Genomic DNA, 22013 nt, shown 5'->3' on the forward strand with positions numbered 1-22013 from the left:
TGTCGGAGCCGGTATGCGCTTTCACCAGGCGTGGAGAGGAGCAGGCAGTGGCGGGTGGTGACAGTGGCACCGCGAGCTGGCCCCGGCCCGCCGGTGACTTCACCCAGTGCCTGAACGGACTCTTCGCGTCCGTGACGTACGAGGACGACCACGGCCGCACCCAGTCGTACTCCACGCCGTACGTGGCCCGGAAGATCACCGAGGATCCCTCCCACGACACGACGGTCTCCCGTGTCTACCTCGCGGCCCTGCGCTCCGGGCGCAACACCAATCCGACGATCGCGGTCGTCAAGGCCATCGCCAAGTTCTTCGACGAGCGCCGCACGCCCGGCATGCCGCACATCACGGCCGCCTATCTGCTCGGCGTCGAAGAGGTCGAGGAACTGGAAGAGCTGGAGCGCAAGCTGACTGATCGTCAGGTGCGCACCATCGCCATGCGCGCGGGTGAGATGACCCCCGCGATGCGCCGTCAGCTCCTTCAGATGCTCGACGCCCTCGACGCGCAGGCCGACCCCTCGGCGACGGACCGCGGCTGACGTCCCCGGCCCGTCGACAGCCTTTCCCCTCGGTGCCGCCCGGTTTCCGGTCCGGCGTGTGCGGCCGGTCCCTCGCGATTTCTGGCGCGGGAGCGGATGGTGTGGTCCTCCCGGCCGCAAGTAAAGTATAGTTTACCGGCAGGCGGGGCGGTGAATGCCGTGCCCCTTCCTGATCGGCAGCCTCACACACCACTTCCACCGGAGCCGTCCTGTCCTGTCCGGACGGCGGATTGGACATGGGTCACTGAGCACCATGAGTGGAATCCTCGCAGGCAAGCGCATCCTGGTCACCGGCGTCCTGACCGACTTCTCCATCGCCTTCCACGTGGCGCGTCTCGCACAGGAGGAGGGGGCCGAGGTCGTCCTGACCGGCTTCGGCCGGCTCGCCGTCGTGGAGCGGGCGGCACGGCGGCTCCCGAAGCCGGCCCCCGTCGTCGAACTCGACGTCCAGAACCCGCAGCACCTGGACAGCCTCGCCGCCCGGGTCGGCGAACACCTCGGCGAAGGCGTCGGTCTCGACGGCGTCGTGCACTCCATCGGCTTCAGCCCCCAGGACGCCCTCGGCGGCAACTTCCTCAACACCCCCTGGTCCTCGGTGGCGACGGCGGTCGAGATCTCCGCGTACTCCCTGAAGTCCCTCACCACGGCGCTCGTGCCGCTGCTGGACCGACGCGGCGGATCCGTGGTCGGCCTGAGCCTGGACTCGCAGGTCACCTGGCCGATGTACGACTGGATGGGCGTGGCCAAGGCCGCACTCGAATCGACGTCACGCTACCTCGCGCGCGATCTGGCCGAACGGGACATCCGCGTGAACCTGGTCTCCGCCGGCCCGGTCAAGACGGTCGCCGCACGCTCCATACCGGGCTTCGCCCACCTGGTCAGGGTCTGGGACGAGCGCTCCCCCCTGGAATGGGACATCAACGACCCCGAGCCGGCCGCACGGGGTGTGGTCGCCCTGCTCTCCGACTGGTTCCCGAAGACGACCGGCGAGATCGTCCACGTCGACGGCGGCCTGCACGCGGTCGGCGGCTAGGGGGTGTTTCGAAAGTCCCGCACAGCACCCGCGGCGCCCGGCACGTACTCCCGCCGCACCGGCCGAAACCCCCAGTACGTCCAGTACGAGGGCCTTCGTCCGGCACGCCGAGAGCACGCACCGGACACCGCGGGCACCGCACAGGACTTTCGAGACACCCCGTAGGGGATCGGTGCCGCGGACGCGCGGTCCGGCACGCGCACCCGCGTCGTCGGCGGCGGCCGATGCCCCGCATCGACGCCCTTCCCGCCGCGCGGCCGGACGCACCGCACCCCGCCCACCCGCGGCGATCGGCCACCGTCGCCTTCCTCCGACACGATCCGCCGGCCAGGCCCCAGCGCCGGCCGGCCCCGACCACCGAGCACCGAACTCCCGAGGAGTGTCATGCAACAGCGATCGGCAGCCCGTCCGGACACCGCGTTATGGACGCTGGTCATCGCCAGCGTGGCCGGCTTCATGGCCGCCCTCGACAACCTGGTGGTCACCACCGCGCTGCCCTCCATCCGCGAGGACCTCGGAGGCGGACTCGGTGATCTGGAGTGGACGGTCAGCGCCTACACCCTCACCTTCGCCGTGCTCCTGATGATGGGCGCCGCCCTCGGCGACCGGTTCGGCCGCCGACTGCTCTTCACCGTCGGCCTCGGCATCTTCACCGCCGCCTCCGCGGGTGCCGCCCTCGCGCCCGGCATGGAGGCCCTCATCGCGGCACGGGCCGTCCAGGGACTCGGTGCCGCGATCATGATGCCGCTCACCCTCACCCTGCTGTCCGCCGCCGTACCGCCCGAGCGGCGAGGCGCCGCCTTCGGCATCTGGGGTGCGGTCAACGGCCTCGCCGTGGCCGCCGGCCCGCTCATCGGCGGCACGCTCACCGAGCACATCTCCTGGCAGTGGATCTTCTGGATCAACGTGCCGCTGGGAGCCGTACTCCTTCCCCTGGCGCTGCTGCGCCTGGAGGAGAGCCGTGGCCCCTCCCCCCGGCTCGACCTCCCCGGCACCGCGCTCGTCAGCGCCGGCCTGTTCGGCATCGTCTACGCGCTGATCCGCGGCAACGGCGACGGCTGGTCCAGCCCGCGCGTCCTCACCGGCCTGATCGGCGGCGCCCTCCTGCTCGCCGTGTTCGTCCTCTACGAGACACGCGCCAGGAACCCGATGCTGCCGATGCGCCTCTTCCGCAGCCGCGCCTTCAGTTCCGTCAACGCCGCCAGCCTCTTCATGTTCGTCGGCATGTTCGGGTCCATCTTCCTGCTCAGCCAGTTCCTCCAGGACGTCGGCGGCTACTCGCCGATGGAGGCCGGTGTGCGGATGCTGCCCTGGACGGCCATGCCCATGATCGCCGCGCCGATCGCCGGCATGCTCTCCGACCGCTTCGGCGGACAGCCGGTCGTGGTCACCGGCCTGCTGCTCCAGGCCACGGGACTCGCGCTCCTCGCCCTGGTCGTGTCTCCCGGCGTGTCCTATCCGGAACTGGTTCCGTCCCTCGTCATCAGTGGCCTGGGCATGGGTTTCTTCTTCGCCCCGACGGCCAACCTGGTCATGAGCAGCGTCCGTCCCGAGGAACAGGGCATCGCCTCCGGCTCCAACAACGCGCTGCGCGAGGTCGGCGGAGCCCTGGGCGTCGCGACCATGTCGGCGGTCTTCTCCGCGCAGGGCGGCTACGCGTCCGCACGGCAGTTCGTCGACGGACTGACGCCCGCGCTGTGGGCCGGGACCGCGGCCGTCCTGTCCGCCGCCGTCGCCGCCGCGCTGGTGCCCCGGCAGACGGGACGCGTCCAGGAGCCGAGCGCCGAACGCCCGGACCCCGTCACGGCCTGACGGCCCCTCGTTCCTCCTCCGTCCCCGGACCCCGCGTCGAGGCCCCGCGTCGAGGGCCCCGCCCCGGCGTCCGGCGGACGGAGGTGGCGTACGGGAGCCGGCTGCGCCCGCAGACGACGGTTCCCTTTCTTCCGACAGCGCAGAGGAGTGCAGTATGGCCGTTTTCGGCAACACGGTGGAGTTCAAGCCCGGGACGGGCACGTACACCATCGATCCGGCACAGTCCACGGTCCGGTTCCGGATCCGCAATTTCTTCGGACTGGCCGTCGTCCGCGGCACCTTCGCCGTCTCCGGGGGCGAGTTGGTGGTGGGCGATCCCGCGGAGTCCTCGACCGTCGAGGCGGTCGTCTCCGCCGCCAGCATCGACACGGGCAACGAGAAGCGGGACGCGCACGTCCGTGAGGCCGGGTTCCTGGACGTCGCCACGCACACCGAGATGCACTTCCGGGGCGAGCGCGTCGAGGCCGGTGACGGGGCCTACCTGGTCCACGGGCGGCTGACCGTGCGGGGGATCAGCAAGCCGGCCGCGCTCACCCTCGACGCCGTCTCCGGCGACGAACGGCGACTGGTGTGCCACGCGGTCACCACCGTCGACCGGTACGCCTTCGGAGTGACGAAGGGCAAGGGGTCCATGGGCCGCCATCTGACCCTCGATCTCGACGTGGTCGCCGAGCGGCGCTGACCCGCCAGGACCGTCGGCCGGAAACTTCGCGGAATCTTAGAGAAAGTTCCTTGCCCGTCGGATTCCCGGACTGTGAAGCTGTAGCCCGAATTCCCGGGCAATAGCGCCGGCGTGGAATCAGCCGCCCTGTCGCACATTCCGTGCGGGACGGGCGCCGCAATTCATCCGTTCCGGAGAACAGCCGGGAAACCGAGGGTCCCCTGAGGGGAACACCGCGGGAATCCAACGAAGCCAACGGAAAGGGAGAGGGTCATGGGCGCGGACATCACGGCTCTGGTCATCGGAGCCACCGGAAACGTCGGCCCCAACGTGGTCCGTCAGCTGATCGGCGAGGGTGTCACCACCCGCGTCCTGCTGCTGGCGGACGACCCCCGGGCGGGACGCCTGCCCGACGAGGGAGTCGAGGTCTTCCACGGCGACCTGGCCGACCCCGACAGTCTGCTGCCCGCCCTCGACGGCGTGGAGTCCGTCCTGCTGATGTGGCCGTTCTTCACCCTGAACGTCGACACCGCCCCGGCGGTCCTGGAGCACATCGAACGGCACGCCCGGCGGGTCGTCTTCGTCTCCTCGATCGGGGTGCACATCGGCTACGAGCACACCGACAACAACTGCCACGCCTACCTGGAAGGACTGATCGAGAAGACCGGCCTGGAGTGGACGTTCCTGCAGACCACCGGGTTCACGGCGAACGCCCGGCTCTCCTACGCCCAGCAGATCAAGGCCGGCGGGGTGGTGCGTTCCCCCTACGGCACCGCCGCCCGCTCCTCCATCCACGAGGAGGACGTCGCCGCCGTCGCGGTCCGCGCCCTGACCGGCAGCGAGCTGGCGGGCCGCCGCCTGGTCATCACCGGCCCCGAGGTCCTCACCCAGATCGAGCAGGTGGAGATCATCGGCGAGGTGATCGGACGCGAGCTGAGCTGGGAGGACGTACCGGCCGAGGCCGCGCTTCAGGCCATGGTCGGCGCGGGCTGGCCGCCCGCCTACGCCAGCGGTGCCCTCGACTACTTCGCCATGCTCACCGAGGAGCCCGAGCTGATCACCACGACGGTGGAAGAGGTCATCGGCCGTCCACCGCGCACCTTCCGCGAGTGGGCCGTGGAGTTCGCCGATGACTTCCGCTGAGCCGATGACCTCCCCCGACGGGACGGGCGAGGGGTTCCGCACCTTTCTCACCCTGCGCACGGACGGACCGCAGACCTCGCGGCAGACGGTCACCGCCGTGGAGGAGGCGGTCGACGGCTGGATCCGCCGACTGGACGGATTCCTCTCCTCCCGCATCCACCTGGGCCTCGACGGAGCGACCGTCGTGCACTCCGTGGCCTGGCGGGACGAGGCGAGCGCCCGCGACTCCTACCCGGCCGGCATCGGCGAGGCCCTCCTGAGCCGCCTCGGCCGGGCCGTCCCCCTCGGCACGGACCTGGTCGGTGGCGTCCCGTCGCCCGGAGTGCGGGGACCGGCCGCCGACAGCGCCCCGGGCCTGGTCTGCGTCGCCACCCGGTACGTCGCCGACCGCGGGGCCGCCGAGGCCATGGCGGACCTGCTGCGCCGCAGCGGCGACTGGAAGAAGGACTTCCCCGGGTTCATCGCGGCGACGCCGTACATCAGCCCCGACGGCAGGACGTACGTCAACTACCCGCAGTGGGCCGACCGCGACGCCTTCGAGGCGTACATGGCCGATCCGCGCAACGCCGCCGGACAGCAGGACATCGGCGATCTGGAGGTCGCGCCGCCGGACCTCCTGCTGTGCACCCTGGTCGCCGAGACCGTCGCGGCCGGGTAGTTGACGGGTCTCCCCGCCTCCCGCGCCCCCACCGCCGACCGACCGCATCCGCCCGGAGGAAGTGACAGGCATGACCACGGACGCACAGGCCGCCCGCAGCACCGGATCGCTGACGAAGGGGCAGCTCTCCCCGCTCGACCAGATACGGCTGTTCGAGAAGAAGTACGACGTGGTGACCACCGGCATCATCGGCCGGCTGCCCCTCGCGCCCACCTGGCGGTGCCTCGACCTCGGAGCCGGCGCCGGATCCATGGCGTACTGGCTGGCGGAACGGGTGGGCGGGGGATCGGTGCTCGCGCTCGACACCGACACCGGGTATCTCGAACCCGACCGGGCCGCCAACCTGAGCGTGCGTCAGGCGGACCTGACCGCAGTCGAGTTGCCCGAGGGAGCGTTCGACCTGATCCTGGTCCGGGCCGTCCTGGAGCATCTGCGGGAGCCCGAGGAGGCGCTCGGCCGGATCACCCGGTGGCTGGCGCCGGGCGGCTGGCTGGTGGCGGAGGACTTCTACTACCTCCCCGCGGAGCACGCCCCCACCCCGGTCGGCAGAGCCCTCGTCGGGGCCTATGTGCGCCGGATGGAGGCCCAGGGCGCCGACATGCGGTGGGCCAGGGCCCTGCCCGCCACCCTGAGCCGGGCGGGGCTGGCGAACGTCGACTCGAAGGTCACCCCCGCGGGCCCCGGCCAGTCGACCGCCGACGACGAACTGATCGGCACCCGGCTGCGCCAGGAGGGACACACCCTGGTGGACAGCGGCCTGGTCACGGCCGAGCAGCTCACCGACTTCATCGACGCCCTCGGCACGCCCCGGGGCCAGGACATGACGACCCTGCTGATCTCCGCGTGGGGACAACGGCCGACAACAGGCTGACCGGAAAAGGGCGGGAACGGACGAGAAAAAAGAGGAAAGCGCCATGCCCTTCAGCGGAACGCGAGAAGGAGAATTCCGGGCCGGCTCCGTACCGCGGTTCTTCGTCCTCCTCGGGCCGGACTACGCGGGAAAGTCGTCGGTGCTCGCCGAGTTCAGGCGCACGGCCACGCCCTGGCGCCTCGTCTCCGTCGACGACACCTTCCTGGCACCCGAGCACGCCCTGATCGGACGGCTGCGCCGGGACGTGGTGAAGGACGTGGCACCGCACGAGAAACGGTGGTCCCCGGACTTCCTCGCCGCGATGATGCACACCGCCGTCGTGCATCTGCGGGACCAGCTCATGAACGGCGATCCGCTGACCCCGGCCGTCGTCGACTCCTACTACTACAAGTTCCTCGCGAAGTGCCGGCTGGCCGGTGTGCCCGACGACCCCCTCCTGACCTGGTGGCGGTCCTTTCCCCGGCCGGGCCGGATCATCTACCTCGATGTCAGCCCCGAGAACGCCTGGCGCCGGTCGCGGGACGGCGCCGACCTCAACCGCCTCGAGTACTACGGCCCACAGCCGGAGCCGTACGGCTTCAAGCGCTACCAGACCGACCTCGACCGGCTCGTGCGCGAGGAGATACGGGACCTGCCCGTGACCGTCCTCGCGGAGCAGACCGACGCCGCGCGGACCGCGGCCACCGTACGGGAGCTGATCACCCATGAACTCGGCTGACCCGCGGCCAGGCACCGACCGCGCCGACCGCTACACCGCGCGGGTCTACACGGAACGGGCCCGGCTGCTGGCCGCCCTCGCCGACCCGGCCGGAAACCAGCGTCACGTCCTGGCCGACCTGCTGGAGTTCAACGCCGGAACCGAGTACGGCACCGCCCACGGCTTCGGCCGTATCCGCACCCTCGACGCCTACCGCAGGGCGGTGCCCATCCAGACGTACGCCGATCTCGAACCCTGGATCGAGCGGAGCGCGGCCGGTGAGCCGAACGTCCTGACCGCCGACCGGCCCGCCGTCTTCTTCACCAGCAGCGGCAGCACCGGCGCCCACAAGAAGATCCCGGTCACCCCGCGGTTCATGCGTACCTCGTTCTTCCCCTTCTACTACGCGGCATGGGCACCGCTCATCGCCCACTTCCCCGAGGTGCTCCGGCGTCCCGACGCGGTGCTCAACCTCAAGCACGACCCGCTCGCCGCCCCACACACCACCGGCTCCGGCAAGCCCCATGTCGGCGCCAGCCAGGTGGACTTCGGCGAGACCTTCGGCGAGCCCCTCTCCGCCGAACCCGGCACCGACGCCCCCTGGGCACGGCTGCCGGTGCCGGTCGACGCGCGGGACCACCTGGAGAAGACCTATCTGCGGCTGCGCCTCGCGGTCGCCGCCGACGTCCGCTGCGTCATCGGGATCAACCCGGCCATGGTGGCGGCCCTGCCCCACCAACTGAGGCTGTGGTGGCCGCGGATCGTCAAGGAGATCCGGGACGGCACGCTCGGCGGGCACCCCCATGGGAGCCCCGATCCGCACCGCGCGGCCGAACTGGAACGGCTCGCCGACCGGTTCGGCACCGTGCGCCCCGCCCACGTGTGGCCCAGGATGCGTGCCCTGTTCTGCTGGACCACCGGTCTCGCCACCCTCTATCTGCCCCGGCTGCGGGAGGAGTTCGGCGCCGACGTGGCCGTGCTGCCCGCTCCGGTGGCCGCCTCCGAGGGCCCCGTGGGGGTCGCCCTGGACCGGCACGGCAGCGCGGGCAGTCCCGTCCTCACCGCCTCGGTGTACGAGTTCGTCGACGCCGACCAGGACCTCGTGCCCGACGCACCGACCCTGCGGCCCGAGGAACTCGAACCGGGACGCGACTACCACGTCGTCTTCAGCCATGTCGGCGGCCTCTGTCGCTACGCCGTCGGGGACGTCGTCCGGGTCGTCGACCGGGCGCACGGCGTCCCCCGGGTCGCCTACGCCGGACGCGCCACCCGCAGTGACCACGCCGGGGAACGGCTGCGCGAGGCCCATGTCGTCCGGGCCCTGTCGGGCGCCGCCGACGCCACCGGAGTCGAACTGCGCAACGCCGCCACCCGGGTGGACACCGCCGGTGGCACCGCCCGGTACGTGTTCGCCGTGGCGCCCGCCGGCCCGTGGCACGACGAGGAGGCCGACGCGTTCGCCGCACGGCTCGACGAGGGACTGGCCCGCGAGTCGGCGGGCTACCGAGCGGCCCGCGCCACCGGCCGCCTCACCACACCCACCGTCCTCCGGCTGCCCGCCGACGCCTTCTGGCGCGACTGGCAGGACACCGTCGCCTCCGGGGTGCGGCCCACCCAGGTCAAGGACCGGCTCTTCCGCCAGGACCCCGGCCAGTGGGAGCGGCTCGTCGGCCGCAGCGGCGCGGCACCGGGCCCGCTGCCCCGGGAGGAGGGCGCATGACCCCGCGCGAGAACCCCACCGCCGCGGATCCGGCGGCGCTGACCGCGCTGGAGCGCACCGCGCTGCTCACCGCGGCGTTGCGCGCCGCCGAGTCGAGCCGCGCGGACCGGCTGTACACCGACCCCTACGCCGCCGGCCTGGCCGGAGCCCCCGGCAGAGAGCTGCTCGCCGAGATCGCCGCGGTCACCGGCCGCCGCACCGGCACCGACGGCACCGACGTGCCGAGCACTCCCGACTTCAACGCCATCCGCACCCGTTTCCTCGACGACCGGCTGCGTCACCTCACCCACGAGCACGGCGTACGACAGGTCGTGCTGGCGCCCGCGGGCCTCGACACCCGGGCCTGGCGACTGGCCTGGCCGGACGGCACCCGGTGGTTCGAGATCGACCGGCCCGCTCTGCTCGGCCACAAGGGACGACGGCTGGCCGGCCGGCCGCCCCAGGCGGACCTCCGCACCGTCGCGGCCGACCTGACCGGACCCGACTGGGAGGAGAGCCTGCGAAAGAGCGGCTACGACCCGGCCCGTCCCTCGGTGTGGGTGCTCGAAGGCCTGCTGTACTACCTTCCGCGGGACGACGTGCGCCGGCTGCTGACCAGGATCGCCGCCTGCTCCGCACCCGGCAGCGGGATCGCCGCCGACCTGGTGAACACCGCCGCCCTGACGCTGCCCCACATGAAACCGCTGCTCTCGGTGTTCGAGGGCTGGGGAACACCCTGGGTGTCGGGCTTCGACGAGCCCGAGGCCCTCTTCGACGCCTGTGGATACACGGTGACGGCTCTCCAGCCCGGCGACGAGGGAGCCGACTTCGGCCGCTGGCCCGATCCGGTACCGCCCCGGCACGTACCGGGCGAGGGCCGCGTCTTCTTCGTCCACGGATCCCTGCGGGCGCCCCGGTGAAGGGGACCGGTACAGGAACGCCCCGCGCGGCGACGGCCGTCGTCACCCCGGCCGCCGCGCCCCGCCGGCCCGTGTCCCGGCCCGCCGGGCACCGGGTGCTGCTGGCCCCGGTCACCGTCACCCCGTCCAAGCCCTTCACCCCCAGTCACCTCAAGGGACTGCTGTGGTCGGACGTGATGTACCGGGCCACCCGCCACGTCGCCGATGTCACCCTCCGCTACAGCCACACCACCTACCACCCCACCGAACAGACCCTCGGCTTCTGGGAGTTCCTCGACCGCCGGTACGGCGACATGGACTACACCTTCCTCGACGAGCGCGCCGTCGGAGAGCTGTACGTCGCCTTCCGCGCGGCCGGCGAGAACGTCCCGGCAGCCGCCCTGCGCCCGTACGCGCAGGCCGTCGAACACGGCTGGACCCACCCCGCCGCCACCACGGTCCTGCGCGTCTGGGCCGAGCAGTACACCGCACTCGGGCTGACCGATCCCGGACTGCTCGCCCACCAGCCGCCGGGACTCGGCCTGACCGAGGTGATCGCCCGGCTCGGCACCCTCGGGATGTGCCTGGACCAGCGGGCCCTCGGCGGCCCCGTCTACCTCGACCTCACCCGTCACGGCCTGCCCCTGCGGACCTTGGTGAGCGCCGACGGCCGGCCCAACTACCTGGCCTGCGCCCTGCGGGAACTCCTGCCCCTGGCACCCGCGTACGACGAGGTCGTCCTGCTCTACGACAGCCAGCTGGACCCCGACTACCAGCGCCTCGCCCGGGTCCTCACCGCGCTCGGGCCCACGGTGGTCCGGGTGCCGGTCGGACGCGTGCCGGTCGACGGCAGGATTCGTTCCGCGCGGGAGGGCGGCTGGCACGACCACGACGCCCGCGCCCTGCTCGCCGCCGCCGGGTCCGGACACGACCCGGCGGCCGTGCGCCTCGGCATGCGGCTGTACTTCATCGCCGTACTCGGCCCGGGGCAGTCCGAGGGCCACCGGCCCGACCTGCTGCACCAGTGTCTCGGCCGGGCCGAGCGGCTCCTGGCGGCGGCGGACGGGGACCCGGAGCCGCCCGTGCCCCCGCTCGCCGAGCGGGTGGCCCGCCACCGCGGAGCCCACCTCCACATCGACCCCTACCGCCTGACGTCGTCACTCCTGGGCAGACGCCGCCGCCCGGCGGGCGACCTGCTGACGGGCGTGTACCTGTGACCCTGAACGAGCCCACCACCACCGGCACCCTCACCGCCGCCGCCGAAGCGGCGCAGCGGGCCCTGCGGGCCGCCGCGGCGGAGCGCCTGCGCCGCGCACGGCCCGAACTGGCCGCACGCCACGACCTCTCGACCCCGACGGGACTGGCGGCGGCCGGCGCGGCGGCCGCCGCCGACGACGGCCACGACACCGTCGTGGCCGTGGTGGTGCGCGAGCTGGATCTGGCCGTCTGGGCCCGGCAGACCTGCGCCTACGCCCTGGGACTGGGCGCCGAGGAGGCCACCGCATGGCGGCGGGCCTTCACCCGGACCGTGTTCCTCGCGGGCAATCCCGAACAACTCGGCGCGCGCTTTCCCCTCGTCCGCCTCGCACCCGACCGGTCGGCCGCGTGGACCGCCCCGGGCCCGCGCGCGGCCACCACCGCGTTGCGCCGCCTCCTGAGACTTCTCCAGGCCCCGGCCCAGGTCCCCACCGGCCGGGACCTGCCCTTCGAGGTGCCCCACCCCGCCTCGTACGACGTTGCGGGGGCGGTCCGCCCACCCGTCCGCCCGCCCGTCCGCCGGGACCTCTGCCTGGCCACCGCCGACTGCACGACGGCAGACGCCCTGATCCACCTGAACCACCTCCTCGCCGAGGCCGTCCTGGACGGTCTGATCGCACCGGGAGACCGGCTGACCCTCCGCAGAACCCCACGCCTCACGGACCACCGGGCCGACTTCGCAGCCGTACGCGCCGTCCCGGACGAGCACCGTCCCGACCGCCTGCGACTGGCGGCGGCGCTCACCGCACCGACCGTGTGACCCGACGGGCCTCACCCCCTGCCCAGCGACCGCTCCGCCACCCGCCCCAAATGCTCCCCGAACACCCTCTCCGGCTCCGGCGTCAGCGTCCGCAGCGCCACCAGCGCCGTGATGACGACGTCGCACAGCTCCCCCTGCACGTCCTCCCAGCTGTGGCTGACGCCCTTGCGTGGGTTCTGCCCCATCGCTCCGATGACCGCCTCCGCGACCTCGCCGACCTCCTCCGAGAGTTTCAGCATGCGCAGGAGGAGGCCCTCCTGGCCGTCGTGGGCGCGGTGGGTGTTCAGCCAGGTCCAGAGGGCGTCGATCGTGGGCCAGATGTCAGAGCTGGGGGAGGGGGAGGAGGCTTCAGTCATGACGGCAGCTTGGCATGAGCCGTACGTCAGCCGAGCAGCAGCTCCTGCTCGTCGAACAGCGCCGCCTGCTCCCCCTCCTCCCGGCGCCGTACGCGCCGGTTGCGGGTGCCCACCACCAGTGCTGCCATCAGGCCCGTCGCCGCGAGGGCGGTCGGGACCATCCAGCCCCGGTCGAGGACATGGCCGAGGGCGTGGTCCAGGGAGAGGCGGCCCGGGCCCGTGATCGCGAGGCCCGTGGCGGCCAGGCCCAGGGTGGCCGCGTACTCGTAGCCGCCCTCCGCGTTGAAGAAGCCGTTGGGGGTGTGGACGGCCGCCGCGCCCGCCATTCCGCCGGCCGCCGCCGCGCCCGCCGCCGGGGTGGCCAGGCCGAGGGCCAGCAGCAGGCCGCCACCCGTCTCGGCCAGGCCGGACGCCGTCGCGCTGGCCTTGCCGGGTTCGTAGCCGACGGACTCCATGAACTGGCCGGTGCCCGCCAGACCGTGACCGCCGAACCAGCCGAACAGCTTCTGCGTGCCGTGCGCGGCCAGTACCCCGCCCGCGCCCAGCCGGAGCAGCAGCAGACCCACGTCATGCCGGTTGAAAGAGGTGGTCACGGTGACTCCCTGGAGACGGCGGAAGGCAGAAGACAGCAGGACGACCCCCCTCGCGTATCCACCGTCGCATCCCCCACACGTCCCCGCCCCCTCCCGCGCGCCGTTCGGGTGGCGGGGGTCCTGGCGCGGTGTGACGCTGCCCGTATGACGATCCAGACCGGAAAACTCACCGACCCGGCCGTCCGGGCCTTCGTCAACGCCGTCAACGACGGTGATCAGGAGGCGTTCCTGAAGATCCTCACCTCCGACGCGACCATGGCCGACGACGGTTCCGACCGCGACGTCGCCCAGTGGATCGACCGGGAGATCTTCTCCCCCCGGGGTCACATGGACGTCGTCAACCAGTCGAACGACGGCCACGACCTCGTCGTGAACTACCGCAATGACACCTGGGGCGAGATGCGCACCCGGTGGCACTTCGACGTCACCGGTGACGGACACATCTCGCGGTTCGAGACCGGGCAGGCGTAGAACCCGGCGGAGCGGAGAAGAGGGGCCGCGCACCCGACCAGCTGGGTGAACGGCCCCTCAGGGCACGTGCGAGCGGGCTCAGTGGCTCTGGTAGCCCTGCCCCTGCTGCGTGCCGTGGCCCGCGTACGGCTCCTGGTGCCGCGGTGCCGGCGTGTAGGCGTCCCCGCCGGGGCGGCCCTGCTCGGTCAGGGTGATCTGGCCGGCCTTGATGGTGGCCAGGCGGGGCGCGCGGCGGGCGATCGACGAGTCGTGGGTGACCATGATGAAGGTCAGGCCGTACTCGTGCCAGAGGCCTTCGAGGAGGGCCATGATGTCGTCGCGGGTGCCCTCGTCGAGGTTGCCGGTGGGCTCGTCGGCGAGCAGGACCTTCGGCTTCTTCACCAGCGCGCGGGCGATCGCGACGCGCTGCTGCTGGCCGCCGGAGAGCTCCGAGGGCGCGTGGCCGAGGCGCTCGCCGAGGCCCACCGAGCGCAGGGCCTCCGCCGCGCGCTCGCGACGCTCGGCGGGCTTCACGACCAGCGGGACCAGCGCCGTCTCGACGTTCTCCTGCGCGGTCAGCGTCGGGATGAGGTTGAAGGACTGGAAGATGATGCCGATCTTCTCGGCGCGCAGTCGCGTGAGCTTCGCCTCGCTGATCCGGGAGAGGTCGACGCCGTCGAGTTCGACGCTGCCCTCGGTGGGGCGGTCCAGGCCGCCGATCATCTGCAGGAGGGTGGACTTGCCGCCGCCCGTCGGGCCCTGGATGACGAGCTGGTCGCCGTCCTCGATCGTCAGGTCGATGCCGCGCAGGGCCTCCACCGTCTCCTTGCCGCGCGAGTAGCGCTTGGTGACGCCGGTCAGTCTGTACATGGGGTGCTCCAGCTCCGTAGCCGCGTAGAGAGAAGAAGAGAAGGGGGTGGGGCGCCGGGTGCCGGGGGGAAGGGGTCACGCGGCGCCCCTGCTCAGGGGGGATTCGGCGGGTTACGACACGCTGCGCAGCGCGTCCGCCGGCCGCATCCGGGAGGCGCGCCAGCCGCCCATCGCACCGGCGATCAGACCGCCGGCCACCGCCAGGCCCACCGCGAGGGCGATGGTGGTCGTGGAGACGGGCGCCGACAGGGCGATCTCCATCGTGTTGGAGGCCGACTGCTGGCCGGGGCCGCCCCCGCCGGGGCCGCCGCCCATGCCGCCACCGCCGCCGGTGTTGCCGAGCTCGGCCGTGAGCTTGGGGCTGATCGCGGTCACCGCGTACGCGGCCGCGAGGCCCAGCGCGATACCGAGGGCGCCGCCGAGCAGACCGTTCACGATGGACTCGCCGACGACCTGGCGGGTCACCCGGCGGCTCGGCCAGCCGAGCGCCTTCAGGGTGCCGAACTCCCGCACGCGGCGGGACACGGCCGAGGAGGTGAGCAGCGCGGCCACCAGGAACGCGGCGGCGAGGACGGCGATCGACAGCCACTTGCCGACGCTGGTCGCCAGGTTGGAGGCGGTGGACAGGGAGCCGGAGACCGTCTCCGCGAGGTCGGCGGAGGTCGTGACCGTCGTACCGGAGATGTTCTTCTGGATCGTCGCCTTGACGGTGTCGATCTGCTGGGAGTCGGTCGCCTTGACGTAGATCGTGGTGACCTGGTTCTTGGCGTCGGCGAGGGTCTGCGCCTGCTTCAGCGGCAGATAGACGTCGGTGGTGGACTCGCTGCTGTCGGGCGTCGCGATACCGATGATCGTGTACTTGGTGCCGGAGATCTTCAGGGTCTCGCCGACCTTGTACTTGTTCTCCTTGGCGTACGACTTGCTGATGACCACGACCTTCGCGTTGGTCTGCGCGGAGGTGAAGGTCTTGCCCGAGGTGATCTTCGAGCTGGCCAGCGGGCCGAGGTCCTGGTGGGTGACGTCCACACCGGCCACGGAGTAGGAGTTCACGTCGAAGGAGGCGCCCCCGCCCTGGACCTGCGGGGCCGCGGTCGAGCCGCCGCCCTGGCCGCCGCCGGGGCCGCCCTGGTTGCCGCTGCTGCCGCTGGAACTCTGCGCCTTGCCCTGCGTGAAGGAGCCGTTGACCTTGGTGACGTTCAGGGTGATCGCGCCGACCGCCTCCGCCACGCCCTTCTGCTGGGCGACCTTCGTCACCAGCGAGGACTTCAGGGCCTGACCGCCCTGCGTCATCACCCGGTCGGAGCTCTGCTCGGTGTCGTCGTCGTTCGACTTCGCGTCGAACTCGAATCTCGGCTGACCGGAGCTGTTGCCGGAGGGCGCCGTACGGGCCTTGGTGACCGTCATGTCGGTGCCGAGGCCGTACAGCGACTGCAGGACCTTGTCCTGTGCCTGCGTCATACCGGCCGACACCGAGTTGACGGTGATGACCAGCGCGATACCGAGCGCCAGACCCAGTGCGATGACCAGGGCCGCCTTCTTGCGCCGGCCCAGCTCGCGCTTGAGATAGATGCCAAACATCCCGTTCCTCGAAGGTTCTTGGCGCCCGCTGTGGGCGCGGTGACCAAAAACTAGGGAGGAACCTTTGAGCCGGACTGAGTAAAAGATGTGTAAGGACTGAGAATGAGGGCCGATTCCGGGCCCCCGGATCAGAATTCCATCAGACAGCTCATTCCTAAGCTGTGGAGGGGGTTTTCCCAGGTCGAAGGGGTTGGCTGGCCGACGGTCACGGTGTTTTGCCGCCCACAGGATCCCCTTGTACGGTCCCGCCGTGCACGCATTCTCCCGACGCTCGTTGCTGTCCTTCACCGCGCTCGCCGCTCCCGCGGCCGCCGCGACGGGCACGGTGATCGGCGGCGCCCGGCTCGCCCGCGACGGCGTCCAGGCGGCCGTCCCCACCGGCCTGCCGAAGAAGCTCACGGCCCGCGCCTGGCTGGTCGCCGACCACGACACCGGCGAGGTGCTCGCCTCCTACCGCGCGCACCGCCGCCTGGCGCCCGCCTCCACGCTGAAGATGCTGTTCGCGGACACCGTGCTGGGCAAGTTCGAACGCACCGAGCGCTACACCGTCACCGACGCCGACCTGGCCGACATCCCCGCCGGGTCCAGCCTCGTCGGCCTCAGGCCCGGACTCACCTACACCGTCGAGCAGCTCTGGCAGGGCGTGTTCCTGCGCTCCGGCAACGACGCCGTGCACATCCTCGCCCTCATGAACGGCGGGGTCGCCAGGACCGTCGCCGAGATGCGGGCGCTGGCCGCCGACCTCCAGGCGCTGGACACGCACGTCGTCTCCTGCGACGGCTACGACCACACCGGCCAGCTCTCCTCGGCCTACGACCTCACCCTCTTCGCCCGCCACGGCCTGCGCGACGCCGACTTCCGCGCCTACTGCGCCACGAAGGCCGCCGACTTCCCCGCCGGGGGCCGCAAGACCTTCCGCATCGAGAACACCGACCGCCTCCTGTCCGGGACGTACGGCGTCACCCCGTACCCGGGCATGATCGGCGTCAAGAACGGCTACACCACCCACGCCGGCAACACCTTCACCGGCGCCGCCACCCGAGACGGCCGGACCCTCCTGGTCACCGTCCTGCACCCCGAGAGCGGCAACAACGCGGTCTACGAGGAGACGGCCGACCTCCTGGACTGGGGCTTCGGAAGGGGGAGTTCGGCCGCTCCGGTGGGCAGGTTGGTCGAGCCCCTGAGCGAGGGCGGCACCCCGGCCTCACCTTCCGCCGCCCCCCACGCAGGCTCGGCGGCCACGACCGAGGCCGCCGACTCGCGCACGGGCTGGGGCGCACTGGGAGCAGCGGGGGCCCTGACCGTCCTGGCGGCAGGCGCCTTCACGGCGCGCAGAAAACTCCGGGCGGGCCAACACCCTGAAGGGACACGGGGCCCTGTCACATTGCGGCTCCGCCGAGGGGCGCGAGAAACCACAACGAACCCGCAGCCGAGGGACCCGGCACCCCCCACCCGGTAAAGGTGGCAGCCGCCCCACGGCTCCCGGCGCGCATCTCGCGGTCCCATGCGAGATCCACCCCCCTCCGGTGCCGTGGGACGGCTGCTCCTCCCCCCCCTCGATGTGGCTCAAGGTACGGAACTTCCGTGTGCGAAGTGTGAAGTTCTCGTGGAGAAGAGTTGAGCATAAGTCCGCTACCGGCCGCAATGGCCCGGATGGCCAAATTCCGCTTGTAGGAGTTGAGGAGTTGACGACCCGTGGACCCCTCACCCCCGCCCCACGAACGGCATCGCCGTCGCCAGCACCGTCGCGAACTGCACGTTCGCCTCCAGCGGCAGTTCCGCCATGTGCCGCACCGTGCGCGCCACGTCCGCCACATCCATCACGGGTTCCGGCGTGATCTCGCCGTTGGCCTGCAGTGCCCCCGTCTCCATGCGTGCCGTCATCTCCGTCGCCGCGTTGCCGATGTCGATCTGTCCGACGGCGATGCCGTACGCCCGTCCGTCCAGTGAGAGGGACTTGGTCAGCCCGGTCAGCGCGTGCTTGGTCGCGGTGTACGGCGCCGACAGCGGCCGGGGTGAGTGCGCCGAGATCGAGCCGTTGTTGATGATCCGTCCGCCCCCCGGCTCCTGCTCCTTCATCTGGCGGAAGGCCGCCTGGGCGCACAGGAACGCCCCGTTGAGGTTGGTGTCCACCACATGCCGCCACGCGTCGTAGGGCAGGTCCTCGAACGGCACGCCACCCGGCCCGAACGTCCCCGCGTTGTTGAACAGCAGATCCAGCCGCCGGAACCGCTCCCGCACGGAGGCGAACAGGGCCCGCACGTCATCGGGGTTTGAGACGTCCGTCCGCACGGCGAGACCCTCGGCCCCGGGCACCAGTGCCGCCGTCGCCTCCAGGGGCTCGACGCGCCGCCCCGCCAGCCCCACCGACCAGCCCGCACGCAGCAGTTCCACGGCGACCGCCCGCCCGATGCCGGAACCGGCACCGGTGACGATCGCGATCCTGGCCGTCTCCACACGCTCCTTGGCATCCATGGGGCCGCAGCGTACGGCAGGCCGAAAGACGACGTCCGCCATGCGGAACTCCCTCGTCCGCCATCCGACTGCTGAGTACCCGTCCCTCTCCCGCCACCGCCGGGCCGCCGCCCACCGCGCCTCCCGGGAGAACCAGCCGCTTCGCCGGCCCGCACTCTCACCAGCCCTTCAGGGCCGGGGCGGCCAGGCGTCGCCCCAGTCCGCGTCCCGGGCCGCCTTGTACAGATCGCCGTGCCGCTTCGTCACCGTCGTCCGGTCCAGCCGTTCCTCGGCCTCGCACAGGTCGAGGAGCACCTGCCCCTTGCGGATCTGCGGCCGGCGCACGACACGGGAGGGAGCGGGAGAGACCGGGAAGCGGGCGGCGGCCACGTACGAGAACTTCTCGTCCTCGTACGGCAGGGAGCCGCCCTTGACCTGCCGGTGCAGGGAGGAACGGCTGACCCGCGCCGAGAAGTGGCACCAGTCCGCGCCCGGCACGATCGGGCAGCCGGCACTGTGCGGGCAGGGCGCGGCGATCCGGAGACCGGCGGCGATCAGCCGGTCGCGGGCCTCGATCACCCGGGCGTAGCCGTCCGGGGTGCCCGCCTCCACGATCACCACGGCCTGCGCCGCCGACGCGGCGGCGTCGACCAGGGCGGCACGGTCGGGGGCGGCCAGCTCGTTCAGGACGTAGGAGACCGTGACGAGGTCGGTGGGGTCCAGGGTGAGGGCCGACCCGATACGGGCGCGCTGCCAGCGCACCTCGCCGAGCGCCGGGTTCGCGGCGGCGACCTCCCTGCCGAGGGCCAGCGCGGGCTCCGCCCAGTCCAGCACGGTCACCGGACGCGTCCCCTCCCACGTCGCGCTCACCGCCCAGGTCGCCGCGCCCGTCCCGCCGCCCACGTCGGTGTGGCTGCCCGGCGTCCACCGGGGCACCGCGTCCGCGAACGCCTCCAGCGCCGCGCACACCGCCTCGAACGTCGCCGGCATCCGGTACGCGGCGTAGGCGGCCACATCCGCGCGGTCCCGCAGGATGGGGGCGTCGGTGGGGGTGGCCCCCCGGTAGTTGGCGATGAGCCGCTCGACGGCCTGAGCGGCCTGCCTCGGCGGCAGACCGTCGAGGAGCTCCCCGAGAGCGGTACGGAGGGCTGCGGCGGTGGAGGGGGAGACGTTCACCCGACGATTTTCTCAGGCCCGGGCAGCGGGTCTCACCGCACCGCCATCGCCATCCGGGTCCCCGCCAGCGCCCGAGGCCCGCTGTCCGGCACCCTGCGCACCGGGTGCACGGTGTTCGCCAGCAGCACCACGAAGGTGTCCGTGGCCGGGTCCAGGACCAGGGACGTTCCCGTGAAACCGGTGTGGCCCGCCGCGCCCTCACCCGCCAGTTCGCCCATGAACCACGGCTGGTCCACGGCGAAGCCCAGCCCCGGCGGGGTCAGCAGGAGCTCCACGAAGTCGGGACCCAGGACGCGCGCGGGGCCGTAGGAGCCGCCCGCGAGCAGGGTGCGGCACAAGACGGCGAGATCACGGCCGGTCGAGAACAGGCCCGCGTGCCCGGCCACCCCGCCCAGCGCCCACGCGTTCTCGTCGTGGACCACGCCCCGCAGCATGCCCCGGTCCGCCTTGGCCCACGGCCGCCGCTGGTCCTCGGTGGCCGCCGCGCCGGGGCAGGGACCGAAGCGGGTCGCGGACATGCCGAGCGGCCGGGTGATCCCCTCGTGCACCAGGACGTCGAGACCGCGGCCGGTGAGGCGCTCCAGCAGCTGCTGGAGCAGCAGCATGTTCAGGTCGGAGTAGACGTACGTGCCCGGCGGCCCGGTCGGCGTCTCGGCGCGCAGGACCTCCAGGCGCTCCGCGGCGCCCGCGCAGTCGTACAGCGGCGGCTCGGGGCGCAGGCCGGAGGTGTGGGTGAGGAGCTGCCGGACCGTGACGTCGTGCGCGGCGGCCCCGCGGAAGTCCGGCAGATACGCGCCCACGCGGGCGTCGATGCCCAGCGTGCCCCGCTCGATCTGCTGCACGGCCGCGACCGCCGTGAACAGTTTCGTGAGGGACGCCAGGTCGAAGGGGGTGTCCACCGTCATCGGGACGCGCGACTCGGCCGGAAGCTCCACACCCGCGTCGGCCTCGGGGTCGTAGGACGCGTGGCGGACCGCCCAGCCCGCCGCCTCCTCGACGGCGATCACCGGGCCGCGGCCCGCGACGACGACGGCGCCCGCGGCCCAGGGCCGGTCGCCGGTGGTCAGGTCGATGACGTCGAGCACGAGGAGGCGCATCTCCTCCGGGTCGAGCCCGGCCCGCTCCGGGGTGTCGACGCGCAGTCTCGGTGCGCTCAGCTCTCCTCCACGGTCTGTCTCCAGGGACGGCACAGTCCCACGAAGCAGGCCAGCGCCACCAGCGAGGCCGCCAGTTGGACGACGGCCATCGGGACGGCGGTGCGCTCACCGGCGATCCCGACGAGCGGGGAGGCGATCGCGCCGATGAGGAAGGAGGAGGTGCCCAGCAGCGCCGAGGCGGAGCCGGCGGAGTGGCGGACCCGCATCAGGGCGAGGGTCTGGGCGTTGGGCAGCGTCACGCCCATCGCCGACATCAGCACGAACAGGGCCGCCGCCACCGGCGCGAGACCCACCGCGCCGAACGCGCCCGCCGCCATCAGCAACAGCGCGGCCGCGGCCAGCGCCACCACCGTCAGCCCGCCGGCCAGCACCCGGTCCAGCCGGACCCGGCCCACCAGCACCTTGCCGTTGATCTGCCCGACCAGCACCAGCCCCACCGAGTTCGCCCCGAACAGCAGACCGAACGTCTGAGGGGAGGCGCCGTAGATCTCCTGCACCACGAACGGCGAGGCGCTGATGTACGCGAACAGCGCGGCGAAGGCGAAGCCACCGGTGAGCATGTAGCCGGTGAACGACGCGTCGGCCAGCAGCCGGCGCATCGACCGCAGGGCCTCGCCGACCCCGCCCGCGTGCCGCTCGGACGGCTCCAGGGTCTCCGGCAGCCGGGCCCACACCAGCGCGCCCAGCGCCAGCCCCACCACCGTCAGCAGCGCGAACACACCCCGCCAGTCCGTCCCCCGCAGGATCTGCGCCCCGATCAGCGGCGCCACCACCGGCGCCACCCCCGAGATCAGCATCAGGGTGGAGAAGAAGCGGGCCATCGCCACACCGTCGTACAGGTCACGCACCACGGCCCGCGCGATCACGATCCCGGCCGCGCCCGCGAGGCCCTGCGCCAGCCGGAACGCGATCAGCAGCTCCACGGTCGGCGCGAGCGCGCACAGGACGGTCGCCACGACGTACACCGCGAGACCGGCGAGCAGCGGGCGGCGGCGCCCCCACCGGTCGCTCATCGGCCCCACCACGAGCTGCCCCAGCGCCATCCCGGCCAGACAGGCCGTCAGCGTGAGCTGGACCGTCGCGGCGGGCGCGTGCAGCGAGCGGGTGACCTCCGGCAGGGCCGGGAGGTACATGTCCATCGACAGCGGGGGAGTCGCGGTCAGACCGCCCAGGACCAGCGTGACGAGCAGACCGGTGCGGCGCCGCGCAGGCGACGGCGGCACGACGGCCGTCGTCTCCGACACCTTCGGTATCGCCCCACCCTCCGGCATACGGCCGCCCCTCCCTCATTCCTGTCCCGGACACCTATGCTCTCAGCTCGGAACGACTGCTGGTACGGCACGAGGACGGGAC

The 22013-nt window shown here is 72.3% G+C and carries 22 protein-coding genes; 14 read left to right on the plus strand and 8 right to left on the minus strand.

The features are described from left to right. The first annotated feature begins 47 nt into the window (after positions 1–47). The 12 genes from OG852_RS34425 to OG852_RS34480 all read left to right on the plus strand — a co-directional run bounded on the left by OG852_RS34425 (position 48) and on the right by OG852_RS34480 (position 12026). Positions 48–536, plus strand: coding sequence for a hypothetical protein (locus tag OG852_RS34425; protein WP_330349977.1), 489 nt, complete (start codon positions 48–50; stop codon positions 534–536). Between the two features lie 253 nt (positions 537–789). Next, entirely contained in the window at positions 790–1569 is a 780-nt protein-coding gene (gene fabI / locus OG852_RS34430; protein WP_330349978.1) for an enoyl-ACP reductase FabI, read from the plus strand. A gap of 384 nt (positions 1570–1953) precedes the next feature. After that, entirely contained in the window at positions 1954–3381 is a 1428-nt protein-coding gene (locus tag OG852_RS34435; RefSeq protein WP_133909894.1) for an MFS transporter, read from the plus strand. A 154-nt stretch (positions 3382–3535) separates the two neighbouring features. Then, positions 3536–4063, plus strand: coding sequence for a YceI family protein (locus OG852_RS34440; RefSeq protein WP_067244883.1), 528 nt, complete (start codon positions 3536–3538; stop codon positions 4061–4063). 252 nt (positions 4064–4315) lie between these two features. Next, entirely contained in the window at positions 4316–5185 is an 870-nt protein-coding gene (locus tag OG852_RS34445) for an NAD(P)H-binding protein (protein ID WP_133909895.1), read from the plus strand. Then, positions 5172–5843 (plus strand): putative quinol monooxygenase, encoded by a 672-nt coding sequence (locus tag OG852_RS34450; protein ID WP_330349979.1) that lies wholly within the window; start codon positions 5172–5174, stop codon positions 5841–5843. Before OG852_RS34445 ends, OG852_RS34450 begins: the two co-directional genes overlap by 14 nt. Positions 5844–5913: 70 nt before the next feature. Further along, complete coding sequence (locus OG852_RS34455; RefSeq protein ID WP_330349980.1) at positions 5914–6714, plus strand: class I SAM-dependent methyltransferase; 801 nt, start codon at positions 5914–5916, stop codon at positions 6712–6714. Positions 6715–6757: 43 nt separating this feature from the next. Continuing rightward, positions 6758–7432 carry a hypothetical protein gene (locus OG852_RS34460; protein ID WP_330349981.1) on the plus strand — a complete coding sequence of 225 codons (675 nt, stop codon included), beginning with the start codon at positions 6758–6760 and terminating at the stop codon, positions 7430–7432. Continuing rightward, the gene (locus OG852_RS34465; protein ID WP_330349982.1) at positions 7419–9131 is read left to right on the plus strand and encodes a GH3 family domain-containing protein; all 1713 of its coding nucleotides are present in this window, start codon (positions 7419–7421) and stop codon (positions 9129–9131) included. Before OG852_RS34460 ends, OG852_RS34465 begins: the two co-directional genes overlap by 14 nt. Further along, positions 9128–10030 carry a class I SAM-dependent methyltransferase gene (locus OG852_RS34470; RefSeq protein ID WP_330349983.1) on the plus strand — a complete coding sequence of 301 codons (903 nt, stop codon included), beginning with the start codon at positions 9128–9130 and terminating at the stop codon, positions 10028–10030. Before OG852_RS34465 ends, OG852_RS34470 begins: the two co-directional genes overlap by 4 nt. Next, the gene (locus OG852_RS34475; protein WP_330349984.1) at positions 10027–11226 is read left to right on the plus strand and encodes a hypothetical protein; all 1200 of its coding nucleotides are present in this window, start codon (positions 10027–10029) and stop codon (positions 11224–11226) included. The genes OG852_RS34470 and OG852_RS34475 overlap by 4 nt, the downstream gene beginning before the upstream one ends. After that, on the plus strand, positions 11223–12026 hold the full coding sequence (locus OG852_RS34480; RefSeq protein WP_330349985.1) for a DUF6182 family protein: 804 nt from the start codon (positions 11223–11225) through the stop codon (positions 12024–12026). Before OG852_RS34475 ends, OG852_RS34480 begins: the two co-directional genes overlap by 4 nt. Positions 12027–12037: 11 nt before the next feature. Here OG852_RS34480 and OG852_RS34485 read toward each other — a convergent pair whose 3' ends face one another. Together OG852_RS34485 and OG852_RS34490 are read right to left on the minus strand one after the other, a co-directional pair. After that, positions 12038–12382 (minus strand): MazG-like family protein, encoded by a 345-nt coding sequence (locus OG852_RS34485; RefSeq protein ID WP_330349986.1) that lies wholly within the window; start codon positions 12380–12382, stop codon positions 12038–12040. 26 nt (positions 12383–12408) lie between these two features. Next, positions 12409–12975 (minus strand): DoxX family protein, encoded by a 567-nt coding sequence (locus OG852_RS34490; protein WP_330349987.1) that lies wholly within the window; start codon positions 12973–12975, stop codon positions 12409–12411. A gap of 144 nt (positions 12976–13119) precedes the next feature. Here OG852_RS34490 and OG852_RS34495 point away from each other — a divergent pair, with 144 nt between their 5' ends. Next, on the plus strand, positions 13120–13446 hold the full coding sequence (locus OG852_RS34495) for a nuclear transport factor 2 family protein (RefSeq protein WP_133909903.1): 327 nt from the start codon (positions 13120–13122) through the stop codon (positions 13444–13446). A 78-nt stretch (positions 13447–13524) separates the two neighbouring features. On the opposite strand, the gene OG852_RS34500 is transcribed toward OG852_RS34495, so the two are convergent. Both OG852_RS34500 and OG852_RS34505 read right to left on the minus strand, forming a co-directional pair. Then, entirely contained in the window at positions 13525–14295 is a 771-nt protein-coding gene (locus tag OG852_RS34500) for an ABC transporter ATP-binding protein (RefSeq protein WP_330349988.1), read from the minus strand. 111 nt (positions 14296–14406) lie between these two features. After that, positions 14407–15873, minus strand: a complete 1467-nt coding sequence (locus OG852_RS34505; protein WP_330349989.1) for an ABC transporter permease — start codon at positions 15871–15873, stop codon at positions 14407–14409. Positions 15874–16123: 250 nt separating this feature from the next. Here OG852_RS34505 and OG852_RS34510 point away from each other — a divergent pair, with 250 nt between their 5' ends. Continuing rightward, on the plus strand, positions 16124–17332 hold the full coding sequence (locus OG852_RS34510) for a D-alanyl-D-alanine carboxypeptidase family protein (RefSeq protein ID WP_330349990.1): 1209 nt from the start codon (positions 16124–16126) through the stop codon (positions 17330–17332). A gap of 245 nt (positions 17333–17577) precedes the next feature. On the opposite strand, the gene OG852_RS34515 is transcribed toward OG852_RS34510, so the two are convergent. The 4 genes from OG852_RS34515 to OG852_RS34530 form a co-directional block, all read right to left on the minus strand. Beyond that, positions 17578–18348, minus strand: coding sequence for an SDR family oxidoreductase (locus tag OG852_RS34515; protein ID WP_330349991.1), 771 nt, complete (start codon positions 18346–18348; stop codon positions 17578–17580). A 168-nt stretch (positions 18349–18516) separates the two neighbouring features. Further along, positions 18517–19503, minus strand: coding sequence for a small ribosomal subunit Rsm22 family protein (locus OG852_RS34520; RefSeq protein WP_133909906.1), 987 nt, complete (start codon positions 19501–19503; stop codon positions 18517–18519). Between the two features lie 32 nt (positions 19504–19535). Next, positions 19536–20693 (minus strand): serine hydrolase domain-containing protein, encoded by a 1158-nt coding sequence (locus OG852_RS34525; protein ID WP_133909907.1) that lies wholly within the window; start codon positions 20691–20693, stop codon positions 19536–19538. Then, positions 20657–21931 carry a multidrug effflux MFS transporter gene (locus OG852_RS34530; RefSeq protein ID WP_133909908.1) on the minus strand — a complete coding sequence of 425 codons (1275 nt, stop codon included), beginning with the start codon at positions 21929–21931 and terminating at the stop codon, positions 20657–20659. Before OG852_RS34530 ends, OG852_RS34525 begins: the two co-directional genes overlap by 37 nt. Between the last annotated feature and the right edge of the window lie 82 nt (positions 21932–22013).

The sequence above is a fragment of the Streptomyces sp. NBC_00582 genome (assembly GCF_036345155.1).
Lineage (GTDB): Bacteria > Actinomycetota > Actinomycetes > Streptomycetales > Streptomycetaceae > Streptomyces.

Coding starts and splice junctions, on each gene's coding strand:
- fabI (WP_330349978.1), top strand. CDS start 790: ATGAGTGGAATCCTCGCAGGCAAGCGCATCCTGGTCACCGGCGTCCTG.
- OG852_RS34435 (WP_133909894.1), top strand. CDS start 1,954: ATGCAACAGCGATCGGCAGCCCGTCCGGACACCGCGTTATGGACGCTG.
- OG852_RS34440 (WP_067244883.1), top strand. CDS start 3,536: ATGGCCGTTTTCGGCAACACGGTGGAGTTCAAGCCCGGGACGGGCACG.
- OG852_RS34445 (WP_133909895.1), top strand. CDS start 4,316: ATGGGCGCGGACATCACGGCTCTGGTCATCGGAGCCACCGGAAACGTC.
- OG852_RS34450 (WP_330349979.1), top strand. CDS start 5,172: ATGACTTCCGCTGAGCCGATGACCTCCCCCGACGGGACGGGCGAGGGG.
- OG852_RS34455 (WP_330349980.1), top strand. CDS start 5,914: ATGACCACGGACGCACAGGCCGCCCGCAGCACCGGATCGCTGACGAAG.
- OG852_RS34460 (WP_330349981.1), top strand. CDS start 6,758: ATGCCCTTCAGCGGAACGCGAGAAGGAGAATTCCGGGCCGGCTCCGTA.
- OG852_RS34465 (WP_330349982.1), top strand. CDS start 7,419: ATGAACTCGGCTGACCCGCGGCCAGGCACCGACCGCGCCGACCGCTAC.
- OG852_RS34470 (WP_330349983.1), top strand. CDS start 9,128: ATGACCCCGCGCGAGAACCCCACCGCCGCGGATCCGGCGGCGCTGACC.
- OG852_RS34485 (WP_330349986.1), bottom strand. CDS start 12,382: ATGACTGAAGCCTCCTCCCCCTCCCCCAGCTCTGACATCTGGCCCACG.
- OG852_RS34495 (WP_133909903.1), top strand. CDS start 13,120: ATGACGATCCAGACCGGAAAACTCACCGACCCGGCCGTCCGGGCCTTC.
- OG852_RS34500 (WP_330349988.1), bottom strand. CDS start 14,295: ATGTACAGACTGACCGGCGTCACCAAGCGCTACTCGCGCGGCAAGGAG.
- OG852_RS34505 (WP_330349989.1), bottom strand. CDS start 15,873: ATGTTTGGCATCTATCTCAAGCGCGAGCTGGGCCGGCGCAAGAAGGCG.
- OG852_RS34515 (WP_330349991.1), bottom strand. CDS start 18,348: ATGGATGCCAAGGAGCGTGTGGAGACGGCCAGGATCGCGATCGTCACC.
- OG852_RS34530 (WP_133909908.1), bottom strand. CDS start 21,931: ATGCCGGAGGGTGGGGCGATACCGAAGGTGTCGGAGACGACGGCCGTC.